The following is a 23,804-nucleotide window of genomic DNA, read 5'->3' as shown; positions in this document are numbered from 1 at the left end:
TTCTTTATCTTTGCGGGGTTATGTTATATTTAATTAAAAGTTAAGAAATTAGTTTAATAATAAAAACAAAAATCAATTTACAAGAAAGATAAAAGAATATAATTTCGACCCCTTGCTGAAGGATGGTGTTTTTTATTTTTAATTTAAAGTTGCATTCATGGTTTATGCGTTTTAGATATTGGCTAATATGGAGCGAAATAATTATCAACTAGATATTTTATTAGTTGATTCAATAAAAAAGGAGCGTAATTTGATAGAATATATAAACTCACTGAGTAATATTATTTGGGGGTCATTGCTTATTTATTTATTACTTGGAGCAGGCCTGTACTTCACGATTAGATCTGGATTTATTCAAATAAGACACTTTAGCCATATGTTTGGTGTTTTAAAAAACAGTAAAAAGTCAGATAAAGCAGGTATTTCTTCATTTCAAGCACTTTGCACGAGCCTTGCGGCTAGGGTGGGAACGGGCAATTTAACTGGCGTTGCTATTGCACTTACTGTGGGTGGACCAGGTGCAATTTTTTGGATGTGGGTTGTTGCATTACTTGGCATGGCAACTTCTTTCGTTGAGTGTACTTTGGCTCAGCTATATAAAACTAAAGATGATCAGGGAAATTATCGAGGCGGGCCTTCGTATTATATGCAAAAAGGCTTAAACCAAAGATGGATGGGGGTATTGTTTTCTATATTTCTTATTATTGCATTTGGATTAGTGTTCAATGCTGTTCAAGCTAATTCAATCGCGCAAGCAACTGCAGTGGCATTTGATTTTAACCCGCTTTACGTTGGAATAGGCTTGGTTTTTTTAAGTGGGATTGTTATTTTTGGCGGATTAAAATCAATTGCCAAAGTTGCTGAATTAGTTGTTCCAGTAATGGCTCTAGCTTATTTAATATTAGCATTTTGGGTCGTGGGGCATCATATTGACCGTTTGCCTGAAGTTTTCATGTTGATTATCCGTAATGCATTTGGATTGCAAGAGGCGGCTGGTGGGGCGGTAGGGTATGGCGTAGCCCAAGCAATGACACAAGGTATTCAACGTGGCTTATTTTCAAATGAGGCTGGTATGGGGTCGGCACCTAATGCGGCGGCTTCGGCATCACCTTATCCTCCACATCCTGCCTCACAAGGCTATGTGCAAATGCTGGGTGTATTTATGGATACCATCGTTATCTGTAGTGCAACGGCGATTATTATCCTATCTTCCGGAGTATTAGAAGGCCCTCTTGATAACATTAATGGAATAGAGCTAACGCAACTCGCACTTTCTTCTGCAGTAGGCAGTTGGGGTTCCACTTTCATTGCAGTCGCAATATTTTTCTTTGCCTTTACATCTATTATTGCTAATTATGCCTATGCAGAAAGCAATATGATTTTCTTGGAAAATAATCATACAGCAGGCTTATTTATTTTTCGCTTAGCAGCCTTAGGTATGGTGATGTTTGGTGCATTAGCTGAAATGCCACTGATATGGAAACTCGCAGATCTGTCTATGGGGCTAATGGCGATTACTAATTTAATTGCGATTCTTTTGTTATCTGGAATTGCGTTTAAATTAGCGAAAGATTATAACCAGCAATTAAGTGATGGAAAGGTACCCACCTTTGATATTAACCAGCACCCTGAATTGAAAAAACAATTTGAAGATGGGATTTGGGAAAAAGAACAAGTGGAGCAGTGGATAAAAAAAGAGACTAGTCAGTAAAATAGCCGTGGAAGTATATCCGATTAGTATTATTTTGTATTGCGCCTCAACAGTGGAATAGTCGCTTTTGGGGCGCAGTTTTTTATGATTAAAAAAATATTAATATTTTTAGATTGGTGATCATTAGTATTATTCATTAAACCATAATAGCCGCTCTGTTGTTATGTGCCTTCTATCTAATTTTATCTATTTTAAAAATAACCTTAGTGAAAATGCTTGATTAATAATCTATTGAGCTTTAAGGTTTTTTTATATGACAATATTATTATCTTAGCGGATTAGAAAGACAGTCGAGAACAACATGAAATTAGGGCAGCATGCAGCAACATTTTACGGCGTAATATCCATCTTATTGTGGAGTACCATGGTTGGATTAATACGTAATGTGAGTGAAAATTTTGGTCCAGTTGGCGGTGCTGCATTAGTTTATACCACTGGGACTATTGTCTTAATGGTAGTGATTGGGTTACCTAAAATAAGCCTTTACCCAAAACGCTATTTATTTTGGGGTTCATTACTCTTTATCAGTTATGAGATTTGCTTTGTTTTAGCGTTAGGGTTAGCCAATAATCGACAACAAGCGATAGAATTAGGTATGGTGAACTATCTATGGCCGAGTTTTACTATCGCTTTGGCGGTCTTTTTTAATCGACAACGATTTACAGTATTACTGTCTATTGGTTTAGTTTTGGCATTCTCGGGGTTGCTCTGGGTTATTTCTGGCGATCAGCCTATCTCGTTTGATGCAATTATTAATAATATTAAAAGTAACCCGCTTTGTTATCTTTTAGCTTTTATTGGTGCCATTTTATGGTCTTTTTATAGCAATGTAACTAAACGAATTTCAGGTGGTCATAATGGAATGGTGTTATTTTTCATGATGACATCATTAGGGCTTTGGGGTTTGTATCTATTTGAAGAGCCAACCGTATTTAATGTCACATTTAACAGTGTTTCTTTATTGATATTAGCTTCAATTGCAACGGGTGGGGCGAATGCACTTTGGACTTTAGCGGTTATCAAAGGCAATGTTGCTTTTTTAGGGACGCTATCTTATTTTACTCCTGTTATATCAACGGCTTTTTCATCAATATTACTCAGTACTGCGTTGACGTTAGGATTTTGGCAGGGGGTGCTAATGGTGACTATAGGCTCTATCACTTGCTATATTGCAACACGTCAATATTCAAATAAAAAGCACATTAATTAAGTTAGTCGTTTTCACCGTAAAACGCTCGTTAATACGAGCGTGATAATGATTGTCAACGTTATTGGTTTTCGGGATTAATAAACTTATTGATTGCGATGGCAACGCCGTCATCATCATTCGTTTTTGTCACAAACTTAGCCAATTTTTGAATATGTTCCTGTGAGTTACCCATCGCAACTGAAACACTCGCATACTTTAGCATTTGAATGTCGTTATTTTGGTCACCAATACTCATGACTTTATCTGGAGTGATACCCAGTTTTTCACAGATAACTTGTAGCGCAGTCCCTTTATTTGACGTGTTGTTCGATATTTCGAGGTAATAGGGGCTAGTTTTAATTAATGAGTAATTTTCGTACGTATTTTCTGGAATATAACTGATACCGATGTCTAATTTTTCTGGGCAATCAATCATCATGATTTTGGTAAATTTTAGCGATGATTCCATTTCATTAACTGGGCAGTAAACAAGCGGAGAATTGGTTAAATAAGCATCATGAATAGTATAGTGACTTATATGTCGATTAGCCGTAAACATTGTATTATCTGCAAGGGCGTGCAAATGAACACCAATATTTCGTGATAGCTCTTCAAAGTAAAGATAGTCAGCAAAATCTAATAGATTTTCAACTAAGTGGCTACCATCATGGGCTTGATGGATGACACTACCGTTATTGCTGATGCAATAATCATTTGCAGTATCAAGGCCAAGCTCTTTTAGATAGGGTTGAATGCCGGTATAAGGACGGCCGGAAGCGAGAATGACCTGTATGCCTTTTTGTTTAGCTTGCGCGATAGCGGCTTTAACTGCTGGGGATATTTGGTGTAGCGAATTTAGCAAGGTACCATCTAAATCAATAGCGACTAGTTTGATAGACATCAACGCCTCCTATAATTGAGAGTTTTTATCCAAATACCTTACTCTAAATATTAAAAATGTAAATTGACACAGAACTGTCGTGTAGTAATAAGTGTGATTGAACAGCACGTTTTAAAGCGCTTGTTCAATATCCATTGTTTATTACTGCTGTGGCTCAATACTATTGTGATCGCTTCTTGTCCCATGGAAATGATGATGGCTTAGCGCATTAAAATGTCAGACAGGGGATTTTAATGCGATTAAACATATTCACTCGTATTCATGGGTTAGATGTAAAGGTTGCTTAACTTCTAAATAAATTTGCTCATTTTGTCTAAAATCAAATGGTGTAATGTCATATTCTTTACGGAACATGTAAGTAAAATGTGATTGTGAACCAAATCCAAAATCTAAGGCAATATCAAAAATAGATTGGGTACTGTTTCTTAGTAGGTTAACTGCGCCAGCGAGGCGACGTTGGCGAATATATTTTCCCAACGAAATTCCAGTCACTTCTTTGAATATTTTTTGCATATGCCAAAGTGAATAGCCAGAGTAGGCGGCAAGCTCTTCTAAGTGAATAACTCGGCCTAAGTGTTCTTCTATCCATTTACTCAAAGCATAGACAAGTGCTAAATGATTATCTTGTGGCATCTCAAATTATTTCTAGTTTTACGGTAACCGAAGTATACACAACTTCATTTCACCATGACAAAGGCTGCTTGTGCGGTATCATCCATTTTTTGAATAAAAAAAGCACAATCAGAATAAGTTAATGCTTGATTGCGGTTAAAATGAACAGTTATTTTATGAAAATACGTGAAATGCTCATTTTCCTCAAATTTCAATCAAGGGCTTAGGGTAGTATTCATTTTCTGAATGTATTACAGGTGATTCTTAAGTGATACCAACTAAAGCTTCTGAAGTTTTAACATTGTAATCATTTGAGTAAGAAAAATCATCAGTGAAAGTTTTAAGGAATATCGGTGTTTGGAAGAAAGCTAGTATTTATCGTGAGTATCATCATTATCTGTGTATTTCTTTATCTTTTAGCCATGGATAGCCTCTGCGATCAGGGGGGGGAGAACTTTATCTTTGGTATCTGTCGCATAACAGACTTGTTACCGTTTTGAATTTGTTTTTTAATACGCCATGCTGATATTTTGTCGTCATCATTATCAATAATGGCTATTGTGTAATATTATGAAAAATAAAGACAAGGACTAAATCAGCTTTTAAGTAGTGTTAATCAGAGAATTCAAATAAACTTATCGATTATCACGACTTTGGACGATAACAAGCAAGTAACAGGACGAAAAGGGTAAAGTTATGGCGCAACAGCAACAAACGCTAAAGCGTGGATTAAAAAATAGACACATCCAATTGATTGCTTTGGGGGGCGCTGTTGGTACAGGGCTGTTTCTTGGAATAGCGACAACAATACAAATGGCAGGGCCATCTGTATTGTTAGGATATGCATTGTGTGGTTTTATTGCCTTTCTGATCATGCGTCAGTTAGGGGAAATGATTGTACAAGAGCCCGTTGCAGGTTCATTTAGTCATTTTGCATATAAATATTGGGGTGGTTTTGCAGGCTTCTTATCCGGTTGGAATTACTGGGTAATGTTTATTCTGGTTGGAATGACAGAACTGACAGCCGCAGGCAAATATATGCAACATTGGTGGCCAGAACTCCCTATTTGGGTTTCTGCGGCTGTCTTTTTTATTGCAGTAAATGCCATAAATTTAGTGAATGTTCGTTCTTATGGCGAAACTGAATTCTGGTTTGCATTGATTAAAGTTGTCGCTGTTGTGGCAATGATTATTTTTGGTTGTTATTTATTGTTTAGTGGTCATGGTGGCCCTCAAGCGAAAGTCAGTAACTTATGGGAATATGGCGGATTTTTTGCTAAAGGCTCTATGGGTTTATTTATGGCTCTCGCCATCATAATGTTCTCTTTCGGTGGATTAGAACTCGTCGGGATCACCGCCGCTGAAGCGGAAGATCCAGAAAAAAGCATTCCTAAAGCGATTAATCAAGTTGTTTACCGTATTTTAATATTTTATATCGGTTCACTTGCTGTGTTACTGGCGCTATTTCCATGGGTCGACCTTGATGGAAAAACCAGTCCATTTGTGTTGATATTCCACGAGCTAGGTGACTTGCTTGTAGCAAACGCATTGAATGTGGTGATATTAATTGCGGCACTGTCGGTTTATAACAGTGGTGCGTATTGCACTAGCCGCATGTTATATGGCCTTGCTCAACAAGGTAATGCCCCTAAGTTTATGGCGAAAGTCAATAAAGGCGGTGTACCTGTCATGGCTTTAGTTATTTCAGGTATTGCGACCTCGGGTGGTATTTTAATAAACTTTGTGATGGAAGGGCGTGCCTTTGAGTTATTGATGTCCTTAGTGGTGACCACGTTAGTGATCAACTGGATTATGATTTGTATTTCTAACTTGAAATTTAGAGCTGCAATGGACAAGGATGGGGTTAAAACTAAGTTTAAAAGTATTTGGTATCCCTATGGAAATTACTTGTGCTTAGCTTTCCTTTCGCTGATCCTTATCATTATTTTGATGATGGATGGATTACGAGTCTCAGTGCTGATTATGCCATTGTGGATTGCGGTACTGTGGATTGGTTATCAGTTTTCAGGAACTAAAAAACAAAATTTAGCTGATGATACGGCAAAATAAAAGTGCTTGAAATGTAAAATAAAAAAATGGCCGGTAGATTTAATCTCCGGCCATTTTTTATTTAATTAAGATCACCACTGCCAGCGTAACCAGGCAAATAACACGTTACCGTTATTGTAGGTACCAGGAATATAGGTTGCTTGTAGAGATAGCCTATCATATTCCACTGACACTAATGGCAGTGGAACAGGTATGGGAATATAGTGATAATCATCACGAGCTGTAATACTTAATGTAAAACCCGCACCCATGCGAAAACCATCTAGCTCACCGGGTATCCACATTTTTTGGAAGCCATATCCGACAATAGGCTCAAATTTATTATGTGAATCTTTAAACATCATCGCGTATAGGGCGTGCCAATCATTATCTTCATCAAAACGATATTTACCGAAACCAATGCCCCATGGTTGTTCATTGTAGCTATCCGTTTTCTTTTTATCGTAAGTAAAGCGGTTATGCCATGTGAAAGCAGGAACATAAAGTTCGTAGTTGTCAGACTGCCAAGTCGTACTAACATTATTAGTAAATTTGTCCCATAGCCCTGTGGACTGCTCTTCAGCTAATGCAGTTGACGATGTGCAGATGATAGTCGTCACGAGTAGTGATTTAGCGACTACTGATTGTATATTTTTAGTTACTCTCATTGTAAATCCGTCTTGTTTATCTTTTGGATAAAAATTTTATATTGATGAAGATAATCGGCTTGCTAATAATGATTATATTAGCATTTTTGTAATTATTATGAATAAACATTATTTTAAATAAGATAAATGGAAGATGACAGCATTTATTGCATTATGTAGCACAATGGTTTAAAAAACGCGTCAAAATAGTTTATTACCTAAAAATGAATGTAAGTCTCTTGTTGTCTACCCATTTAAGTCAAAGAAACCAATAAATGCGTCAATTTAAAAAATAAATTGAGAGCAACTCCAGTAATGATGATTCAAATCAAATACTAGCAAGTAGCAATGCGCTGAAATGGTGATATTAAGTAGCAGCAATGAGCAGTAGGTTCTTGCTGCAATGTTGATTTTGATTGTATTAGCGCTTTTAAGCGCCAATTAAAAATACAGAGGCATTGATATGATGAAGCGTCACGACGTATTAACCGAATACCAAGCCAAGTGTTTGTCCATTGCTACTGATACCTTGTTATCGCCAAAACAGAAAGCTAATTTTCTGGCATTAGAAGCTGAAAATAATATTCCTTATTTAGCATTAAGCGAACCGTTGAAAACTGCTTTGGATACACGTGTTATTTGTGACATGTATGAAGGTCATGCGCCGTATAAACCTCGCTATGTACTGCCTGATTATGAGCGTTTTCTACAACTGGGTTCTGCCTATCTAGAATTAGCACCAGCGGAAGATTTTGATGATGCACTTAATCATTTGATGATCCTGTATCATCACGTGCCTTCAGTAACCGGATTTCCAGTTTTTCTTGGGTATTTAGATAGATTGTTAATGCCATACGTTGCAAATTATACTGAAGAACAACTATATCCTAAGCTAAAACGGTTTTGGGTTATGCTTGACCGTACGCTACCTGATGCCTTTATGCATGCCAATATTGGGCCTGAAGATAATATTATTTGTCGTCTGATTTTACGCATCGATGCTGAACTTAAACAGGTCGCACCAAATTTAACCTTTGTATATCACCCACAACGCACGCCTGAATCGCTATTTTTACAGGCTATCGAAAATATTTGTGAATGTAGCAAACCGCATATTGCTAACGATATTATTCACAGCGCAGCGTTTGATGAAAAAGGTTATGGCATAGTTAGTTGTTATAATTCACTTCCTATAGCAGGGGGCGGTAGCACGTTGGTGCGTATCAATTTACGCGAGGTCGCCTTGCGTAGTGAAAATTCTACCGATTTTTTAACTGTGCAATTGAAAAAGTATTGTGATCTGCAAATGGAATTGATTGAGAAACGAACGGCTTTCTTATACGAAGAGTCTAATTTCTTTCAAACAAGTTTCCTTGTACATGAAGGGTTGATTGCACCCGAACGTTTTGCCCCGATGTTTGGTATTTATGGCTTAGCAGAAGCAGTCAATATTTTGATGGAAAAAGAGGGCACCACAAATCTTTATGCACCGGACTCACCGGCATTACCTCTTGCTTATCAAATTAGTGAACAATTAGCGGACTTCGTTGAATCCACTCCTGTTAAATATGGCTTTAATCATAAAGCGATGTTGCATGCACAATCAGGTATTAGTTCTGATAGTGAGACAACGCCAGGTGCACGTATTCCTTATGGTGAAGAGCCTGATCCAGTTTCTCATATCATGACGGTTGCACCTCACCATCAATATTATGTGTCGGGGATCAGTGATATTCTGACTATTGATGAAACTATCAAACAAAATCCTCAAGCACTTTTACAGCTCTGTAAAGGGGCCTTTAGTCATGGTATGCGCGAGTTCACGGCTAATGTTGCGAATAATGATTTAGTACGCGTCACCGGCTATATGGTGAGATTATCGGATATTGAGAAATTTAAAACGGAAGGTTCAAGAAATAACACTACGTGGTTAGGGGATGAAGCAACAAAAAATTGCAAAATTCAGTCGCGTCAACAACGAGTGATAAGCCATGAGCAATCGATGCGCTACACTCAATAAACTGATTCCATTTTCTTGTGTCGATGGGCCTGGTAATCGGCAAGTGTTATTTTTGCAAGGATGCAATCTGCGCTGTTTGAATTGCCACAACCCCTATACTATGGCGCTATGTGACGACTGTGGGGATTGTGTTCCCACTTGTCCACATGGTGGATTATCTTTAATCGCGGGCAAAGTGGTATGGGATAACATCGCGTGTCAGCAATGTGATACTTGCCTGCAAACTTGTACCAAAAACGCCAGCCCGATGACGAAGCAGCTTAGTGTCGACAGTATGATTCAAAGTTTAACGAAGAATGTCGCTTTCCTTAATGGCGTTACTATCAGTGGCGGGGAAGCTACGACACAACTGCCTTTTATTATCAATTTATTTAATGAGATAAAACAGTCACCAACTCTGTCTCATTTGACCTGTTTTATTGATAGTAATGGACATTTATCATCCTCTGGATGGCATAAAGTATTACCGAATACCGATGGTGTCATGATCGACCTAAAAGCGTGGGGGAATGAATGCGCCTTAAAACTCACGGGTAGAGATAATCAGAAAGTATTTGATAGTATTAATTTATTAGCGCAAGCCGGAAAATTATACGAATTACGTTTGTTATTTATTCCTAATCAAACGGATTATCTCGAAAATATTGATGTTTTAGCCGCGTTTTTACGTCAACTTTCTTCGTCTACACGAATTAAAATCAATGCCTTTCAAAATCATGGTGTCACCAACGAAGCCGCAAGTTGGCCAGCGGCAAAGCAAGTTGAAATTGAATCTTTTGCCCAATCATTACGTGGCCGCGGTGTGACCAATCTACATTTACCTAATGTCTATTTGTAATTTCTATCCCTTCAAATAAATTTAGCCTATTTTCAATTAAGTTTTCCCTCAGTAAAAATAGCGAGTGGGAAATACTGGTATTTGTGAAAACATGTGCGACAATCAAGTAAATCTTATTATCTGATTTAATACGCTTTTTTATTCATAACTGAAATGCGTTGAGAATGTTAAACGGTAAAGTTGAAGGTTATGATTTCTAAACTTAAATAATCACCCAGTATATGAATAGGAGTGGCAATTAATGAGAGTCAATGCGCTAACCATAGCCGGAACTGATCCTTCAGGGGGCGCAGGTATACAAGCAGATTTAAAAGCATTCTCTGCGTTAGGTGCTTATGGAACAAGTGTCATTACGGCATTGGTCGCGCAAAATACCCTTGGGGTTCAGTCTGTCCATAATTTGCCAGAAGAATTTGTTGCCGCGCAACTTGAGTCTGTATTGAGTGATGTTCGAATCGATAGCGCTAAAATTGGTATGTTATCAAATCAACGCAATATCTTTGTAGTTGCTGAGGCTTTAAAGCAATATTCAATTCCTTATATTGTTCTCGATACCGTCATGGTTGCAAAAAGTGGCGATCCGTTATTACTGCCCGATGCAGTTGATGCATTGCGCCAAGAATTATTACCTACAGTTTCTTTGATTACGCCTAATTTGCCAGAGGCGGCAGTATTGTTGAATCAAAAAATGGCTGAAACTGAAAGCCAAATGCTGAGCCAAGGTTATCAATTATTAGACTTAGGTTGTCAGGCTGTTTTAATGAAAGGTGGTCATTTAAGTGATGCACAAAGCCCTGACTGGCTTATTACCAGACAAGGTGAATGGCGATTTACCTCACCGAGGGTAAATACAAAAAATACGCATGGAACTGGTTGTACGCTCTCTGCCGCATTAGCTGCGCTTAGACCTCGTTATATTGATTGGCAGACGACTGTAGTGGAAGCTAAAGCCTATTTACAAGCTGCGCTAGAACAAGCAGATAGTCTAGAAGTTGGGCGGGGGATAGGTCCTGTTCATCATTTCCATGCTTGGTGGTAATAGGTAACCGCCCTCTAATAATGTAGTGCTATGAGAAATGAGGGCGATTACGTAAATGCAATATTGTTAAGAAAAAGGCTCACTACAGTAATAAATTACATTGTGGTGGTAGCCGACAACGCAATGCATTGGGGATCAATGTAAAGGTAAAATTATCCCCAGAAAGTGGCTCACCATCGAGGTTTAAAACCATATTATGAGGCGATGAAATTTTTATCCATGTGCTGGTTTTTTCAATGAGATGCTGATTTTTATCAGAAGAAAATAGATTAGTTAGTAAAGCGGGTATCACATCTCTTGCGGGCACAATTAATAGATTTAAAACGCCATCATTAATTAGCGCCGCAGGTGTTAATTGCTGACCACCGCCGGCTTGGCGGCCATTTCCGATAGCAACGACTAACGTTTCGCCTTCCCAACTGAAATTGTCAGCTTCAATCTTACAGATATCCGTTTTCAATGTATCAGGGCGCAATAATCCATTAATTACATATGCTGCACCACCTAAAGCTGATTTTAATGCTTCGGGTGTTTCCGTGGTAATGCGTGTACCAAAACCACCGGTTGCCATATTCATAAAATAATAATGTTCATTGACTTGGCCTAAGTCAATTTCCACGGCTTTTCCTTTTACCGCTAAAGCGAGAGCTTGTTCGATATCAGCCGGGATATTTGCGCTCGTGGCAAAATCATTGGCGGTTCCCATGGGTAAAATACCCATAATTGGACGGTTCTTGGCGGGCAGTTTCATTAAAGCGGAGGAAATCGCGTTGATGGTGCCATCACCGCCCGCTGCAACAATGGTATCGATTCCTTGGGTGAGTGCTTGTTCAATAAACACATCGGTATCTTTAGGCTCCCAAGGGATGCGTACGATAATTGTGTGTCCTTCATCGCGAAGATGAGTAATTGCCTTACGAAGCTCAGGGTTAGCTGATTGCTTGCCATTAAGAATAATCATAGCTGATGGGAGGTTATTCATACGCAAGTTTTCCTTATTCGTTTTATCTTAATTAAAAGTATAAAGGCTTTGTGGTGAGAAAAGGGAATATTTGCATTATTTTTACAGAAGGGAGAGAGATAAAACGTGGATCGAAGAGTAGATAAAAGAAATGGCTAGCTCAAGGGAGATTGAGCTAGCCAAGGAGGTGGTTCCTAGTCTTATTTTACGACTTTCTAGTTCTTCGTTTTCGATAGTGACTATACGATATTGAATAGCCAATTGATGTGATCTATTGCATAAAATTAGATATTCAGTGCACTTTTACACTAAGTTGTCAATAACGAGAATGGTTCTCATATGGACTATCGCATGAAATGTTAGGTTAATAAGACATTAATCTATTTTTTAATAACAAAAAGCCAAAAATTCAATCAGCTAGCAATAAATTAAGCTAGATATGAACTTTTGGCTAATGGGTTATTTTTAGTCGTTAGGCTTTGGCCGCGGCATCTGCTAGATGAGGATCACGGGTTGTTGTTCCTGGTAAATTACGAATTAACAAACCAAAACTGACATCAACATCGTCAGGAATTGGTAGATAGACAATATGGCCATTCCCCGGAGCAACCTCAATCGATTCACCTTTACGGTTGGTTAGTGAATCTAAGGTAAAGACAATATTGCCCGCAGGCGTCATCATTTCTAAACTATCGCCGACACTAAATTTATTTTTCACATCAACTTCAGCAAGACCATTAACTCGCTTACCGGTAAATTCCCCGACAAATTGTTGAGTATCGGAAACAGAATAGCCGTATTCATAGGTTTGATATGAATCATGGGTATGGCGGCGCAAAAAACCTTCTGTATAGCCACGATGAGCTAAACCTTCTAGTGTTGATAATAAGGTCGGGTCGAAAGGTTTACCAGCAACTGCATCATCAATGGCACGGCGATAAACTTGTGCAGTGCGTGCGCAATAATAAAAAGATTTAGTACGACCTTCAATCTTGAGGGAGTGAACACCCATTTTTGTTAGATTTTCAACATGTTCAATAGCTCGTAAGTCTTTTGAGTTCATGATGTAAGTGCCATGTTCATCTTCGAAGGCGGTCATATACTCGCCTGGGCGCATGGCTTCTTCTAACATGAAGACTTTATCTGTCGGTGTACCTTCACCAAGCGTCGGTGCTACATTTTTCACCGCAATAGGTTCATGGACATGGACGATATTGCCAATTTCGTCTTCTTTGCCTTCTTGAACTTTATATTCCCAGCGACATGCGTTAGTACAAGTCCCTTGATTAGGATCACGCTTATTAATATAACCGGAAAGCAAACAACGACCTGAATAGGCCATGCACAGGGCACCGTGAACGAAAACCTCTAATTCCATTTCAGGAACTTGTTGACGAATCTCTGCAATTTCATCAAGAGAAAGTTCGCGAGATAAGATAACGCGGGTGAGTCCCATCTGTTTCCAGAATTTGACCGATGCCCAGTTAACTGCGTTCGCTTGTACGGATAAGTGAATGTCCATTTCAGGGAAGGCTTCACGCACCATCATGATCAATCCGGGGTCAGACATAATTAAGGCATCAGGACCCATTTCAATCACAGGTGTTAAATCGCGGATAAAGGTCTTTAGTTTGGCATTGTGTGGTGCGATATTGACGACCACATAAAATTTCTTGCCAAGGTCATGGGCTTCTTGAATGCCTTTAGCTAGATTTTCATGGTTAAATTCGTTGTTGCGAACACGTAGGCTGTAGCGAGGTTGTCCCGCATAAACAGCATCAGCACCATAGGCGAAGGCATAACGCATGTTCTTCAAAGAACCTGCTGGGGATAATAATTCGGGTGTAAACATGATAATTCTCAGTCTGATGTCAGGTCAGTACTCACTCAATAGAGTCAGTATTTATACCTATTAAAATTCAAGTTACATCGGTGATAGATATCTTGAATTATTTAGGTACATAATAAAATGAAGGGGGATTTTAACGCTAAAATCGGGAAATGCCAAATTTCCCTTGTAAAAAATAAGGTTATAATTTTGTTATCAAATAAAAGGGTAATTTATCAGTATTCATCCCATCTGTAGCCTAATCCATAAATTGAGCGAATAAATGTTTTTTCGTTATCCAGATATTCCAATTTTCGTCGTAAGTTTTTGACATGGCTATCAATTGTTCTATCAGTCACCACGCGGTGGTCATCATATAAAATATCTAATAGTTGATCGCGTGAATATACGGTACCCGTATTATCAGACATGAATTTTAATAGACGAAATTCAGCTGGGGTCAATTCTAAAAGTTTATCGCCATAACGAACTTGGTAGGCATTTTCATCAATAATTAATTGTGTATGATTTTTTTCAGGTGTAATAGTCCGTTGGCAGCGGCGTAAAATTGTTTTAACTCGAGCGACTACTTCCCGTGGGCTAAAAGGCTTACAAATATAGTCATCCGCACCAATTTCTAAACCTAATAAGCGGTCAATTTCTTCTGTTTTTGCTGTCACCATGACGATGGGGACTTCACTAAATTTGCGCAGTTCACGACAAACCGCTAGTCCGTCCATTCCTGGTAACATTAAATCCAGTAAAATTAAATCAGGTGGTGTGGCTTGCACATAATCGATAACTTCATCGCCTCGAGCAAGTAAGGCGGGTAAGTAGCCCGCCGCCTGTAGGTAATCAAATAAAAGTTGTCCAAGTTTTGGTTCATCTTCGACGATGAGAACATGTGCACTGGTTGAGTCAGTTGTTATCACTATTCTTTTTCCTTCGATGGGATAGGTAGCCGAACGGTAATGCGTACGCCGCCTAAATCAGACGAGCTTGCTTTTATGCTGCCATTATGCGCCTCAACAATATTATAGCAAATCGCTAGCCCTAAACCGGAACCACCACTGGCGCGATTACGCGATTCATCCACTCGGTAGAAACGTTCGAATAGATGGTTACATTGCTCTACTGTTAATCCGGGGGCGCTATCTTCCCAGTTAATGACCAGTTGGTTATTTTCTTGTGTCACCTGAATGATAATTTTACCCATAGGGTCGGTATAACGTAGGCTATTTTCCATTAAGTTATAAAATAGCTGGGTAAGACGGTCAGGATCAGCAAAAACAATGCATTGCTCGATAAAATGACGTTCTAAGGTCAATTTTCTATCTTCTAATCGCCAGCGGGCTTGACCTATAGCCATATCAATAAGAGGAATGATATCAACAGGTTGTTTACGATAAACTAATGAACCTCTATCTGAGAGCGACAGCTGGTGGAGGTCATTAACCAGTTTAATAAGCGTTTGCGTTTCCATTAAGAGAGAGTTAATGGTTTCGGGCGTTGCTTGACGAACCCCATCTTGCACCGCTTCCAATTCACCTTGTAATACCGATAATGGCGTACGTAATTCATGAGAAATATCGGCCATATAATCGCGGCGCATTTGTTCATTTTTTTCAAGTGTTGAGGCCAGATGATTAAAATCTTTGGCTAATTGGCCGAGCTCATCACGCCCCACATCGGGAACTCGAGCAGAAAAGTCGCCTCTCGCAAGTTGGTTGGTGCCTTCCAATAGCCGTTTGATTGGCCTTAAAAATCCACGGGCAAGGAATAGGGTCGCAATCAGAGCAACAAAGAGGGAAAGACCGGCGATAATCCAACTGGTATACAGTTGTTGTTCATCAAAGCGTTGATCAAGCTCGTTATTGATACCATTTTCATAGCTCGCGACTAACCAACCCACGGTATCCCCATTACCCGTGACTACGGGCTCACGAATAACATTGTTAGGTAAGGGAACATCACGACCAAAAATTAACCGATCTTTGTTGTCATAAACCCAAAAAACTGTACGCCAGCGCTTATGATTATTGGGTTTGCTATTGCGATGTTGATGTTCAACTGCACGCAATATATTGAAAAAAGCGCGGTCATTGCTTAATAAAAACATCCAATTTCCGGAGAGTTCATATTGTTCGGCTAATGCACTTGAAATAAGCTCTGCACGCTGCTGGTCATTTTCTTTGATGTAGCCAAGAAAGCCGTGCTGAAAGCTCATTCGCACCCCTTGGTGCATCGTGACCACTAATAATAAGCATGTTGCGAAAATGGCTAGGAAAAGGCGTGTGCTGACGCTATTTAACCTAAACTTCATTATTTGCCTCCGGTGCTTTATCGGTCAGCTTATTTTTTCGTGCGAAACGTTGTCTTAGGCTATCGAAACTGAGATAAACGACCGGCGTTGTAAACAGAGTTAATAACTGGCTCATAATTAACCCACCGACAATAGTGATCCCAAGAGGTTGACGTAACTCAGCGCCATCACCGCTGCCTAAGACAAGCGGTAATGCACCGAAGATGGCAGCTAAGGTTGTCATGACGATAGGGCGAAAACGCAATAAACTTGCACGGAAAATAGCTTCACGAGCGGTTAATCCGGCATTTCGTTGAGCTTGAATAGCAAAATCAACCATGATGATGGCATTTTTCTTGACGATACCTATCAATAGCATAATGCCGATGAGGGCAATTAAACTAAATGGTGTGTCAAATAATTCAAGTGCCAGTAATGCGCCAACCCCTGCTGACGGTAACGTTGATAAAATGGTGAGTGGATGAATATAGCTCTCATAGAGAATACCAAGCACTAAATAAACCGTCACAATAGCGGCAAAAATCAAAAATAATTGCGATTTTAACGTATCTTGGAATATCTGCGCAGTACCCGCAAATGTGCCACGCACTGCGGAAGGCACGCCTAAAGCTGTCATGGTTTTTTCAATTTCAGAAATCGCGTCATCAAGGGTATAACCGTCAGCCACGTTAAATGCGATGGTTGATGCGGCTGATAGCCCTTGGTGATTGACACTCAACGGCGCATTTGCCGGCTCCCAACGTGCAAAGTAGGATAGCGGGATTGCTTGACCTTGGCTGTTAATCACAAACATTTTATCTAATGAGCTGACATCTTGGGTATATTCAGGAGCAACTTCCATTACCACTTTATACTGATTCATCGCTTCATAAATGGTTGAGATTTGACGTTGACCAAAGGCATTATTCAGTAAATTATTGGCCTCGCGGACATCTATACCTAACTGCGCCATCAGATCTCTATCATAGGTCAGCGCCATTTCAGCACCTTTATCTTCTTTATCTGAGTTAACATCGGTCAGTTGCGGTAATTCTCCGAGTGCTTTACGAATGGCTGGTTCCCAATCTCGTAGCGCAGATAATTCATCGGCCAGTAGCGTGAATTGATAACTGGCATTGGCTTGCCGTCCACCGACCCGAATATCTTGAACGGGCATCATAAATAAATTCGCACCGGGCTCATTAGCCAGTTTGATTCGTAAGCGGTTCATGACACTGGTTGCGCTTTCATTTCGTTCATTAAGATCTTTTAATGAAATAAACATGAAACCGCTATTCACACGGCTACCTCCGGTGAATCCGGTCACATTATCGACCGCGGGGTCCGCATTGATTTGCTGCATAAAAGTGGTCATTTTCTGTTTCATGGATTGAAACGAAATACTTTGGTTTGCGCGAACAAAGCCCATGATGCGTCCCGTATCTTGCTCAGGGAAAAAGGCTTTAGGGATCGCAATATAGAGGTAAACATTTAGCCCAATAGTCATAAATAAAATAGCTAACACACTACGGCGATGAGACAGCACCCAATTTAATGTGACACCGTAACTTTCTTGTAAGCGCATAAGTACTCGACCAAAACCGCGATTTTTTGCTTTGGTTTTATTACCTCGCTTTTTGAGCAAATAAGCACACATCATGGGGGTCAATGTCAAAGAGACAACCAATGAAATCCCAATAGCGGTGGCGAGGGTGATAGCAAATTCACGGAATAATCGACCCACTAATCCATCCATTAATAATAATGGAATGAAAACAGCGACAAGCGAAATACTCATAGAAACGACGGTAAAACCGACTTCATGAACCCCTTTAATCGCTGCAATAAAGGGCTTTTTCCCATTTTCGATGTGTCGTGAAATATTTTCGAGTACGACAATGGCATCATCGACAACAAAGCCCGTTGCTACCGTTAATGCCATCAACGAGAGATTATTTAGGCTAAAACCGCACAGATACATGGCGGTGAATGTACCGATAAGCGAAACTGGCACTGCAATAGCAGGGATTAAGGTTGCACGCCCAGAACGTAAGAACAGTAAAACAACCAATATGACGAGGGCAATAGCAATTAATAATGCGCGCTCGACTTCGGCAAGAGAGGCTCTGATTGTCGGTGTTCTATCTTGGGCAACTTCTAAATTAATCGCCGCAGGGATCATGTCTCTAAATTCAGGTAACTCATCGCGAATACGATTGACGGTCTCGATAATATTAGCGCCAGCTTCGCGGCGGATCACAATCAAAATAGCGGGTTCCCCACCGGCCATACCGGCAGCTCGAACGTTTTCAACAGAGTCTTTAACGACAGCCACATCACTGAGTTTGACCGCATTACCGGCATTGTAATGAACAATGATAGGGCGATAATCAGCTGCTTTTTTTAATTCGTCATTTGTTTGTACCTGATACCGATTGTCATCGTTATTAATGTAGCCTTGGGGCTGACGAACGTTGGCACTGCTAATCGCGGAGCGCACCGCATCCAATGAAACACCTTGGTTAAACAATGCGGTAGGATTAAGTTCAACGCGTACGGCAGGCAATGAGCCCCCACCGACAGATACCTCACTGACACCTTCAATTTGGGCGATCCGCTGGGCTAATCGCGTTGAAGCAATATCATAAATTTCACCGGTATTCATGGTTTTTGACGTCAGTGTCAAAATCATGATAGGGGCGTCTGATGGATTCGATTTGTAATAACGCGGTCGGCTTGGCATACCACTTGGGAGCAAAGATTGTGCAGCATTGATAGCGGCTTGAACTTCTCGCGCAGCATTATTAATATTTTTATCGAGATTAAATTCTAGGGTGATGGTTGTGCGGCCTTGCGCGCTACTGGAGGTCATTTCACTGATCCCCGCAATACTGCCTAAAGAACGCTCAAGGGGCGTTGCGACGGATGAGGCCATCGTTTCAGGTGACGCACCTGGAAGTGACGCTGTCACGTTTATGACGGGGTAGTCAACCTGTGGCAAAGGCGCCACAGGTAAGAACATAAAGCTTAATGCACCGCAAAGAGTGATAGCCACACTAATTAACGTGGTCGCAACGGGTCTACTGACAAACAGAGCGAAAAAGCGTTTCATTATAGTTCCTGCGCCTTGTTTGCTTGAGAACGCGTTTTCCAGCGGTTTGATAAGCCGTCAAACAACAGGTAAATCACCGGCGTGGTAAATAACGTCAAAATTTGGCTCATAATCAAACCACCCACCATACAAATTCCTAATGGTTGACGTAATTCAGCGCCGACACCAGTACTTAACATCAGTGGTAATGCACCTAGCAAGGCTGCCATTGTGGTCATGAGGATTGGACGAAAACGTAATAAGCAAGCCTGATAGATAGCATCATAAGGCGACATGCCTTTATCTCGCTCGGCCGCGAGAGCAAAGTCAATCATCATGATGGCGTTCTTTTTCACGATACCAATTAGCAAAATAATACCGATGACGGCAATCACATCGAGATCTTTACCTGCCATCATTAATGCGAGTAGTGCTCCGACGCCCGCAGTTGGTAGCGTTGAGAGAATAGTGATCGGGTGAATAAAACTCTCGTATAAAATACCTAATACGATGTACATAGCTAAAATTGCGGCGGCAATTAACCAAATAGTACTGCTGAGTGCGGCTTCAAAGGCGAGAGTCGCTCCTTGGAATTGAGTGGTAATCGATTTAGGCATCGAAATTTGTGCTTCAGCATTTTTGACGGCTTTAACGGCAGATTCAAGTGAAGCATCGTCAGATACATTAAATGAAAATGTCACCGCAGGGAATTGGTCAAGATGATTGATAGAGAGTGGTCCATAACCCTCTTTAATATTTACTAAGGTAGATAATGGCACAATGGCACCATCCGTCCCTTTTAAGCGAACATCATTTAATGCATCCATTCCATCCCGAGTTTGGGTATCGTGCTCCAAAATGACGCGATATTGATTCGATTGTGTATAAATGGTTGAGATCATCCGTTGACCAAATGCATTATACAGAGCGTTATCAATCGCTGACATGGTAATACCAAAACGGCTAGCAGTATCTCTATTAACGTTGACATAAGCGACTAAGCCTTTGTTCTGCCAGTCGCTACTGATATCCGTTAATTCAGGTTGTTTCTCAAGCTCATTCAATAATTTAGGTACCCAAGTGCTTAATTCATCAAGGGAACCTGCTTGCAGTGTAAATTGATATTGTGTACGAGCGACTTGTGTATCAATCGTTAAATCTTGCATGGGTTGCAAGTATAAATTGACGCCAGAAATATTATCTACAGCGCTTTGTAAGCGAGTAATAATCGCGCTAACCCGATCTTCACGGTCATCGAGCGGCTTTAAGGTAATTTGAATGCGAGCATTGTTCAACGTGGCATTACTACCATCAACTCCCACATATGTGGTGACGTTATCGACGGCAGGGTCAGCGAGTATTTTAGTGGCGACTTCTTGCTGCTTCTGCGACATAGCAGAAAATGAAATAGATTGATGGCTTTCAATCGAACCTTGAATAATTCCACTGTCTTGCAAAGGGAAAAAGCCTTTAGGTATCCACATATACAGCAAAACGGTCAGTACCATAGTGCCTAAAGCAACAGATAACGTCAGCCACTGGTGATTAAGAACACGTTTAAGCCATATCGCATACCCTGCAACTAATTTGTCGAAGAAGCGTTCGCAGGCAAGCTCAAAACGGTTGTGTTTGTGCTGAGATTCAGGTTTTAGCAAGCGAGCGCACATCATCGGTGTGAGTGTGAGCGACACCACAGCAGAAATTAAAATTGCCACTGCCAAGGTAATCGCAAATTCTCTAAATAGGCGACCGACAATATCCCCCATAAATAATAGCGGAATTAGCACTGCAACAAGGGAAAATGTGAGTGAGATAATCGTAAAGCCTATCTCGCCGGCACCTTTTAATGCGGCAACGAGTGGTTTATCTCCTTGCTCTAAATAGCGTGATATATTTTCAATAACAACAATCGCATCATCGACAACAAAGCCTGTAGCAATGGTTAATGCCATTAGCGTCAGGTTATTGACGGAAAAACCACAAAAATACATTACTGCGAATGTGCCAACTAGCGATAAGGGCACCGCAATACCGGGAATTAGTGTGGCAATACCGTTACGTAGAAATAAATAAATCACCATAACAACCAATGCAATGGCTAATAGTAATTCAAATTGCACATCATTGACCGAGGCGCGGATCGTGCTAGTGCGGTCGGTTAAAATTTCAACATTGACGGATTTTGGTAAACTTTCAATTAATTCAGGTAGTAAAGAACGGATCGTATCCGTTGTTTCTATCACATTCGCACCAGGTTGGCGCTGAACATTAATAACAATTGCGTGTTCTGTATTTGCCCAAGCGCCAAGGTAGGCGTTTTCAGCGCCTTGTTCTATGGTGGCTATATCACCAAGGCGAACGGGTGCGCCATTTTGGTATGCGATAATAAGCTTGCGATAGTCCTCAAGGGATTTCATCTGATCGTTAGCTGAAAGAGTGACCGAGCGTGTTGGCCCATCAAAACTGCCTTTTGCGGAGTTCACATTGGCATTATTAATTGCACTGCGGATCGTTTCGCTATCTAAACCTTTAGCTGCCATTGATTGGGGATTTAAATTTACGCGAACCGCAGGGCGTTGCCCGCCAGCAAGTGTTACTAAACCAACACCATTAACTTGTGATATTTTTTGAGCAACTCGCGTTTCAATGATGTCTTGTACTTGAGTGAGCGGCATTGCATCAGACGTTACTGCCAGTGTTAAAACAGGAGGATCAGCAGGGTTGACCTTATTATAGATAGGTGGGTAGGGTAAATCTGATGGTAATAAACTTGTTGCCGAGTTAATTGCCGCTTGGACTTCTTGCTCAGCGACTTCAAGCGGTAAGGTCAGTTGGAACATGAGCGTAATAACAGATGCGCCACCTGAACTTTGGGAGGACATCTGTTTAAGCCCAGACATTTGTCCAAATTGGGTTTCGAGTGGTGCAGTTACCGCTGAGGTCATGACATCAGGGCTGGCGCCGGGATATAACGTCACCACTTGAATTGTTGGGTAATCAACTTCGGGTAAAGCGGAAACGGGTAAGAAACGATAACCAATAATACCCGCAAGTAAAATAGCGACCATAAATAATGTGGTCGCGACAGGGCGCAGAATAAAGATGCGAGAAGGGCCGCCACCTTTCATCATTTCAGGTTGCATTACGCTTTCTCCGCGCTGTTTCTATTATTTTTTCTTGTTTCTGAGCTGGGCTCTTTTGATTTTCGCGCCACTTGCCCTGGATTAACAACCTCAACACTGGTGCCATCCGTTAATTTATCGACGCCATCAGTAATGACTTTACTTTTAGCACTTAAGCCACTTTCAATGACCACTTGTTGGCTATCTTGCATGCCGACAACCACATTATGTTTTGTCACCTTATTGTCATCACTGAGTATCCAGACGTAGTGTCCTTCATTACCCATTTGTAATGCTGCTGTTGGGATCACGACGGCATTCTGTAGGGTTTCAACTTGCATTTTTACATTCACAAATTGGTTTGGAAAAAGTTTTTGTTCTTCATTGGTAAAACGCGCTTTAATTTTTAATGTACCCGTTGCTGGGTCGATTTGGTTATCCGTACTCAGTAACTCACCACCGGCAATCATGGCAATATTATTTCTATCCCATGCTTCAACAATCACTTTCTGACTTGATGACTGCGCTTGTTGAATGGCGGGGATATCACCTTCAGGCAGGGCGAATAACACATCAGCAGGTTGCGTTTGTGTAATCACAACAATAGGTGTGGATGTCCCTGCTGAAATAAAATTGCCCGTATCCACTTGTTTTAAACCAACACGGCCAGAAATAGGTGCTGTAATTTTACTGTATGTCAGTTGTAATTTGGCGTTATCGACGGCCGCTTGGTCGACTTTAATGCTGCCTTCGGCCTGTAAAACCGCCGCTTTTTGGTTATCAAGCTCTTGTTGTGAAATAACTTTGGTGCCTGCCAATTTTTGATAACGAGCTAAATCTAATCGTGCATTGGCTAAAATAGCTTTGTCTTTTGCTAATTGCCCTTCGGCTTGGGCTAATTGAACTTCAAATGGGCGAGCATCTATTTGCGCTAGTAAATCACCTGCATTGACATATTGTCCTTCGGTGAAATAAAGCGCCATTAGCTGCCCTTCAACACGGCTCGTAACAGTCACAACATTGGCGGCTTGTACTGTGCCAAGGCCAGATAAGTATCTAGGCACTACTTTTTCTTCAGCGGTCGCAAATTGTACGGGCGCTAAAACGCGTGGTGGTCTACCGCCTGTACCGGGTTTTTGTTGCTGATTTGGCTTGGCTCCAGCGGCAGAATTTGAGGTATCTGCTTGATTATTATGTTGATAAAAATACCAGCCTGCACCAGCTGCCGCAATAATGGCAACAACGATAGCGCAGCGAGTCAAAGTAGTACGGCGATTTTGTTTATTCATTTTGGGTAAGTCGCTCAACGCAAAAAGTGGATAAAGTCAGTTCGTTTTTAGAGCAAAAAACTAACTGAAAAAGAGTCAGTTACACAAATAACATAGTAATAGTTTAGCGTGATAGGTACAAAGAAAAATGGAGGAAATATGAATTAGTGTCAATTTATATATACATAATTGTTTGGTTAACACTTTGTAAGTGAAGAAAACTAGT

17 protein-coding genes are annotated in these 23,804 nt (G+C 40.5%); 7 read left to right on the top strand and 10 right to left on the bottom strand.

Going from position 1 to position 23,804, the window contains the following annotated elements; all coding sequences use genetic code 11:
* The first annotated feature begins 250 nt into the window (after positions 1 to 250).
* Together ACTH6U_RS09660 and yddG are read left to right on the top strand one after the other, a co-directional pair.
* Positions 251 to 1,711 (top strand): alanine/glycine:cation symporter family protein, encoded by a 1,461-nt coding sequence (locus ACTH6U_RS09660; protein ID WP_441832091.1) that lies wholly within the window; start codon positions 251 to 253, stop codon positions 1,709 to 1,711.
* A gap of 301 nt (positions 1,712 to 2,012) precedes the next feature.
* Entirely contained in the window at positions 2,013 to 2,921 is a 909-nt protein-coding gene (gene yddG, locus ACTH6U_RS09655) for an aromatic amino acid DMT transporter YddG (RefSeq protein ID WP_441832090.1), read from the top strand.
* Positions 2,922 to 2,979: 58 nt separating this feature from the next.
* Here yddG and yidA read toward each other — a convergent pair whose 3' ends face one another.
* On the bottom strand, positions 2,980 to 3,801 hold the full coding sequence (gene yidA, locus ACTH6U_RS09650; RefSeq protein ID WP_441832089.1) for a sugar-phosphatase: 822 nt from the start codon (positions 3,799 to 3,801) through the stop codon (positions 2,980 to 2,982).
* Positions 3,802 to 4,050: 249 nt separating this feature from the next.
* A complete protein-coding gene (locus ACTH6U_RS09645; RefSeq protein WP_336429886.1) occupies positions 4,051 to 4,434 on the bottom strand; it encodes a helix-turn-helix domain-containing protein in 384 nt (127 codons plus the stop codon).
* 332 nt (positions 4,435 to 4,766) lie between these two features.
* Here ACTH6U_RS09645 and mgrB point away from each other — a divergent pair, with 332 nt between their 5' ends.
* Positions 4,767 to 4,913 carry a PhoP/PhoQ regulator MgrB gene (gene mgrB, locus ACTH6U_RS09640; RefSeq protein WP_336431509.1) on the top strand — a complete coding sequence of 49 codons (147 nt, stop codon included), beginning with the start codon at positions 4,767 to 4,769 and terminating at the stop codon, positions 4,911 to 4,913.
* A gap of 196 nt (positions 4,914 to 5,109) precedes the next feature.
* Complete coding sequence (locus ACTH6U_RS09635) at positions 5,110 to 6,483, top strand: amino acid permease (protein ID WP_294105739.1); 1,374 nt, start codon at positions 5,110 to 5,112, stop codon at positions 6,481 to 6,483.
* Between the two features lie 71 nt (positions 6,484 to 6,554).
* On the opposite strand, the gene pagP is transcribed toward ACTH6U_RS09635, so the two are convergent.
* On the bottom strand, positions 6,555 to 7,130 hold the full coding sequence (gene pagP / locus ACTH6U_RS09630; RefSeq protein ID WP_336429888.1) for a lipid IV(A) palmitoyltransferase PagP: 576 nt from the start codon (positions 7,128 to 7,130) through the stop codon (positions 6,555 to 6,557).
* A gap of 442 nt (positions 7,131 to 7,572) precedes the next feature.
* On the opposite strand from pagP, the gene ACTH6U_RS09625 reads away from it, so the two are divergent.
* The 3 genes from ACTH6U_RS09625 to thiD all read left to right on the top strand — a co-directional run bounded on the left by ACTH6U_RS09625 (position 7,573) and on the right by thiD (position 11,006).
* Entirely contained in the window at positions 7,573 to 9,129 is a 1,557-nt protein-coding gene (locus ACTH6U_RS09625; RefSeq protein ID WP_434719070.1) for a YjjI family glycine radical enzyme, read from the top strand.
* The gene (locus tag ACTH6U_RS09620) at positions 9,101 to 9,967 is read left to right on the top strand and encodes a YjjW family glycine radical enzyme activase (RefSeq protein ID WP_441832088.1); all 867 of its coding nucleotides are present in this window, start codon (positions 9,101 to 9,103) and stop codon (positions 9,965 to 9,967) included. Before ACTH6U_RS09625 ends, ACTH6U_RS09620 begins: the two co-directional genes overlap by 29 nt.
* A gap of 241 nt (positions 9,968 to 10,208) precedes the next feature.
* Positions 10,209 to 11,006, top strand: a complete 798-nt coding sequence (gene thiD / locus ACTH6U_RS09615) for a bifunctional hydroxymethylpyrimidine kinase/phosphomethylpyrimidine kinase (RefSeq protein WP_336429892.1) — start codon at positions 10,209 to 10,211, stop codon at positions 11,004 to 11,006.
* Positions 11,007 to 11,088: 82 nt separating this feature from the next.
* On the opposite strand, the gene yegS is transcribed toward thiD, so the two are convergent.
* The 7 genes from yegS to ACTH6U_RS09580 all read right to left on the bottom strand — a co-directional run bounded on the left by yegS (position 11,089) and on the right by ACTH6U_RS09580 (position 23,599).
* A complete protein-coding gene (yegS, locus tag ACTH6U_RS09610; protein WP_434719067.1) occupies positions 11,089 to 11,988 on the bottom strand; it encodes a lipid kinase YegS in 900 nt (299 codons plus the stop codon).
* Between the two features lie 451 nt (positions 11,989 to 12,439).
* Positions 12,440 to 13,819, bottom strand: a complete 1,380-nt coding sequence (gene trhP, locus ACTH6U_RS09605; RefSeq protein ID WP_294105753.1) for a prephenate-dependent tRNA uridine(34) hydroxylase TrhP — start codon at positions 13,817 to 13,819, stop codon at positions 12,440 to 12,442.
* 212 nt (positions 13,820 to 14,031) lie between these two features.
* Positions 14,032 to 14,724, bottom strand: a complete 693-nt coding sequence (gene baeR, locus ACTH6U_RS09600) for a two-component system response regulator BaeR (RefSeq protein WP_434719631.1) — start codon at positions 14,722 to 14,724, stop codon at positions 14,032 to 14,034.
* 2 nt (positions 14,725 to 14,726) lie between these two features.
* On the bottom strand, positions 14,727 to 16,118 hold the full coding sequence (gene baeS, locus ACTH6U_RS09595; RefSeq protein WP_441832087.1) for a two-component system sensor histidine kinase BaeS: 1,392 nt from the start codon (positions 16,116 to 16,118) through the stop codon (positions 14,727 to 14,729).
* Positions 16,108 to 19,209, bottom strand: a complete 3,102-nt coding sequence (mdtC, locus tag ACTH6U_RS09590; protein WP_441832086.1) for a multidrug efflux RND transporter permease subunit MdtC — start codon at positions 19,207 to 19,209, stop codon at positions 16,108 to 16,110. Before mdtC ends, baeS begins: the two co-directional genes overlap by 11 nt.
* Positions 19,209 to 22,331, bottom strand: coding sequence for an MdtB/MuxB family multidrug efflux RND transporter permease subunit (locus ACTH6U_RS09585; RefSeq protein ID WP_441832085.1), 3,123 nt, complete (start codon positions 22,329 to 22,331; stop codon positions 19,209 to 19,211). Before ACTH6U_RS09585 ends, mdtC begins: the two co-directional genes overlap by 1 nt.
* Entirely contained in the window at positions 22,331 to 23,599 is a 1,269-nt protein-coding gene (locus ACTH6U_RS09580) for an MdtA/MuxA family multidrug efflux RND transporter periplasmic adaptor subunit (protein WP_441832084.1), read from the bottom strand. Before ACTH6U_RS09580 ends, ACTH6U_RS09585 begins: the two co-directional genes overlap by 1 nt.
* Between the last annotated feature and the right edge of the window lie 205 nt (positions 23,600 to 23,804).

Source organism: Providencia sp. (assembly GCF_052096715.1).
GTDB lineage: Bacteria > Pseudomonadota > Gammaproteobacteria > Enterobacterales > Enterobacteriaceae > Providencia.
The sequence above is the reverse complement of the archived record's forward strand: the minus strand, read 5'-3'. Positions and strand labels throughout refer to the sequence as shown.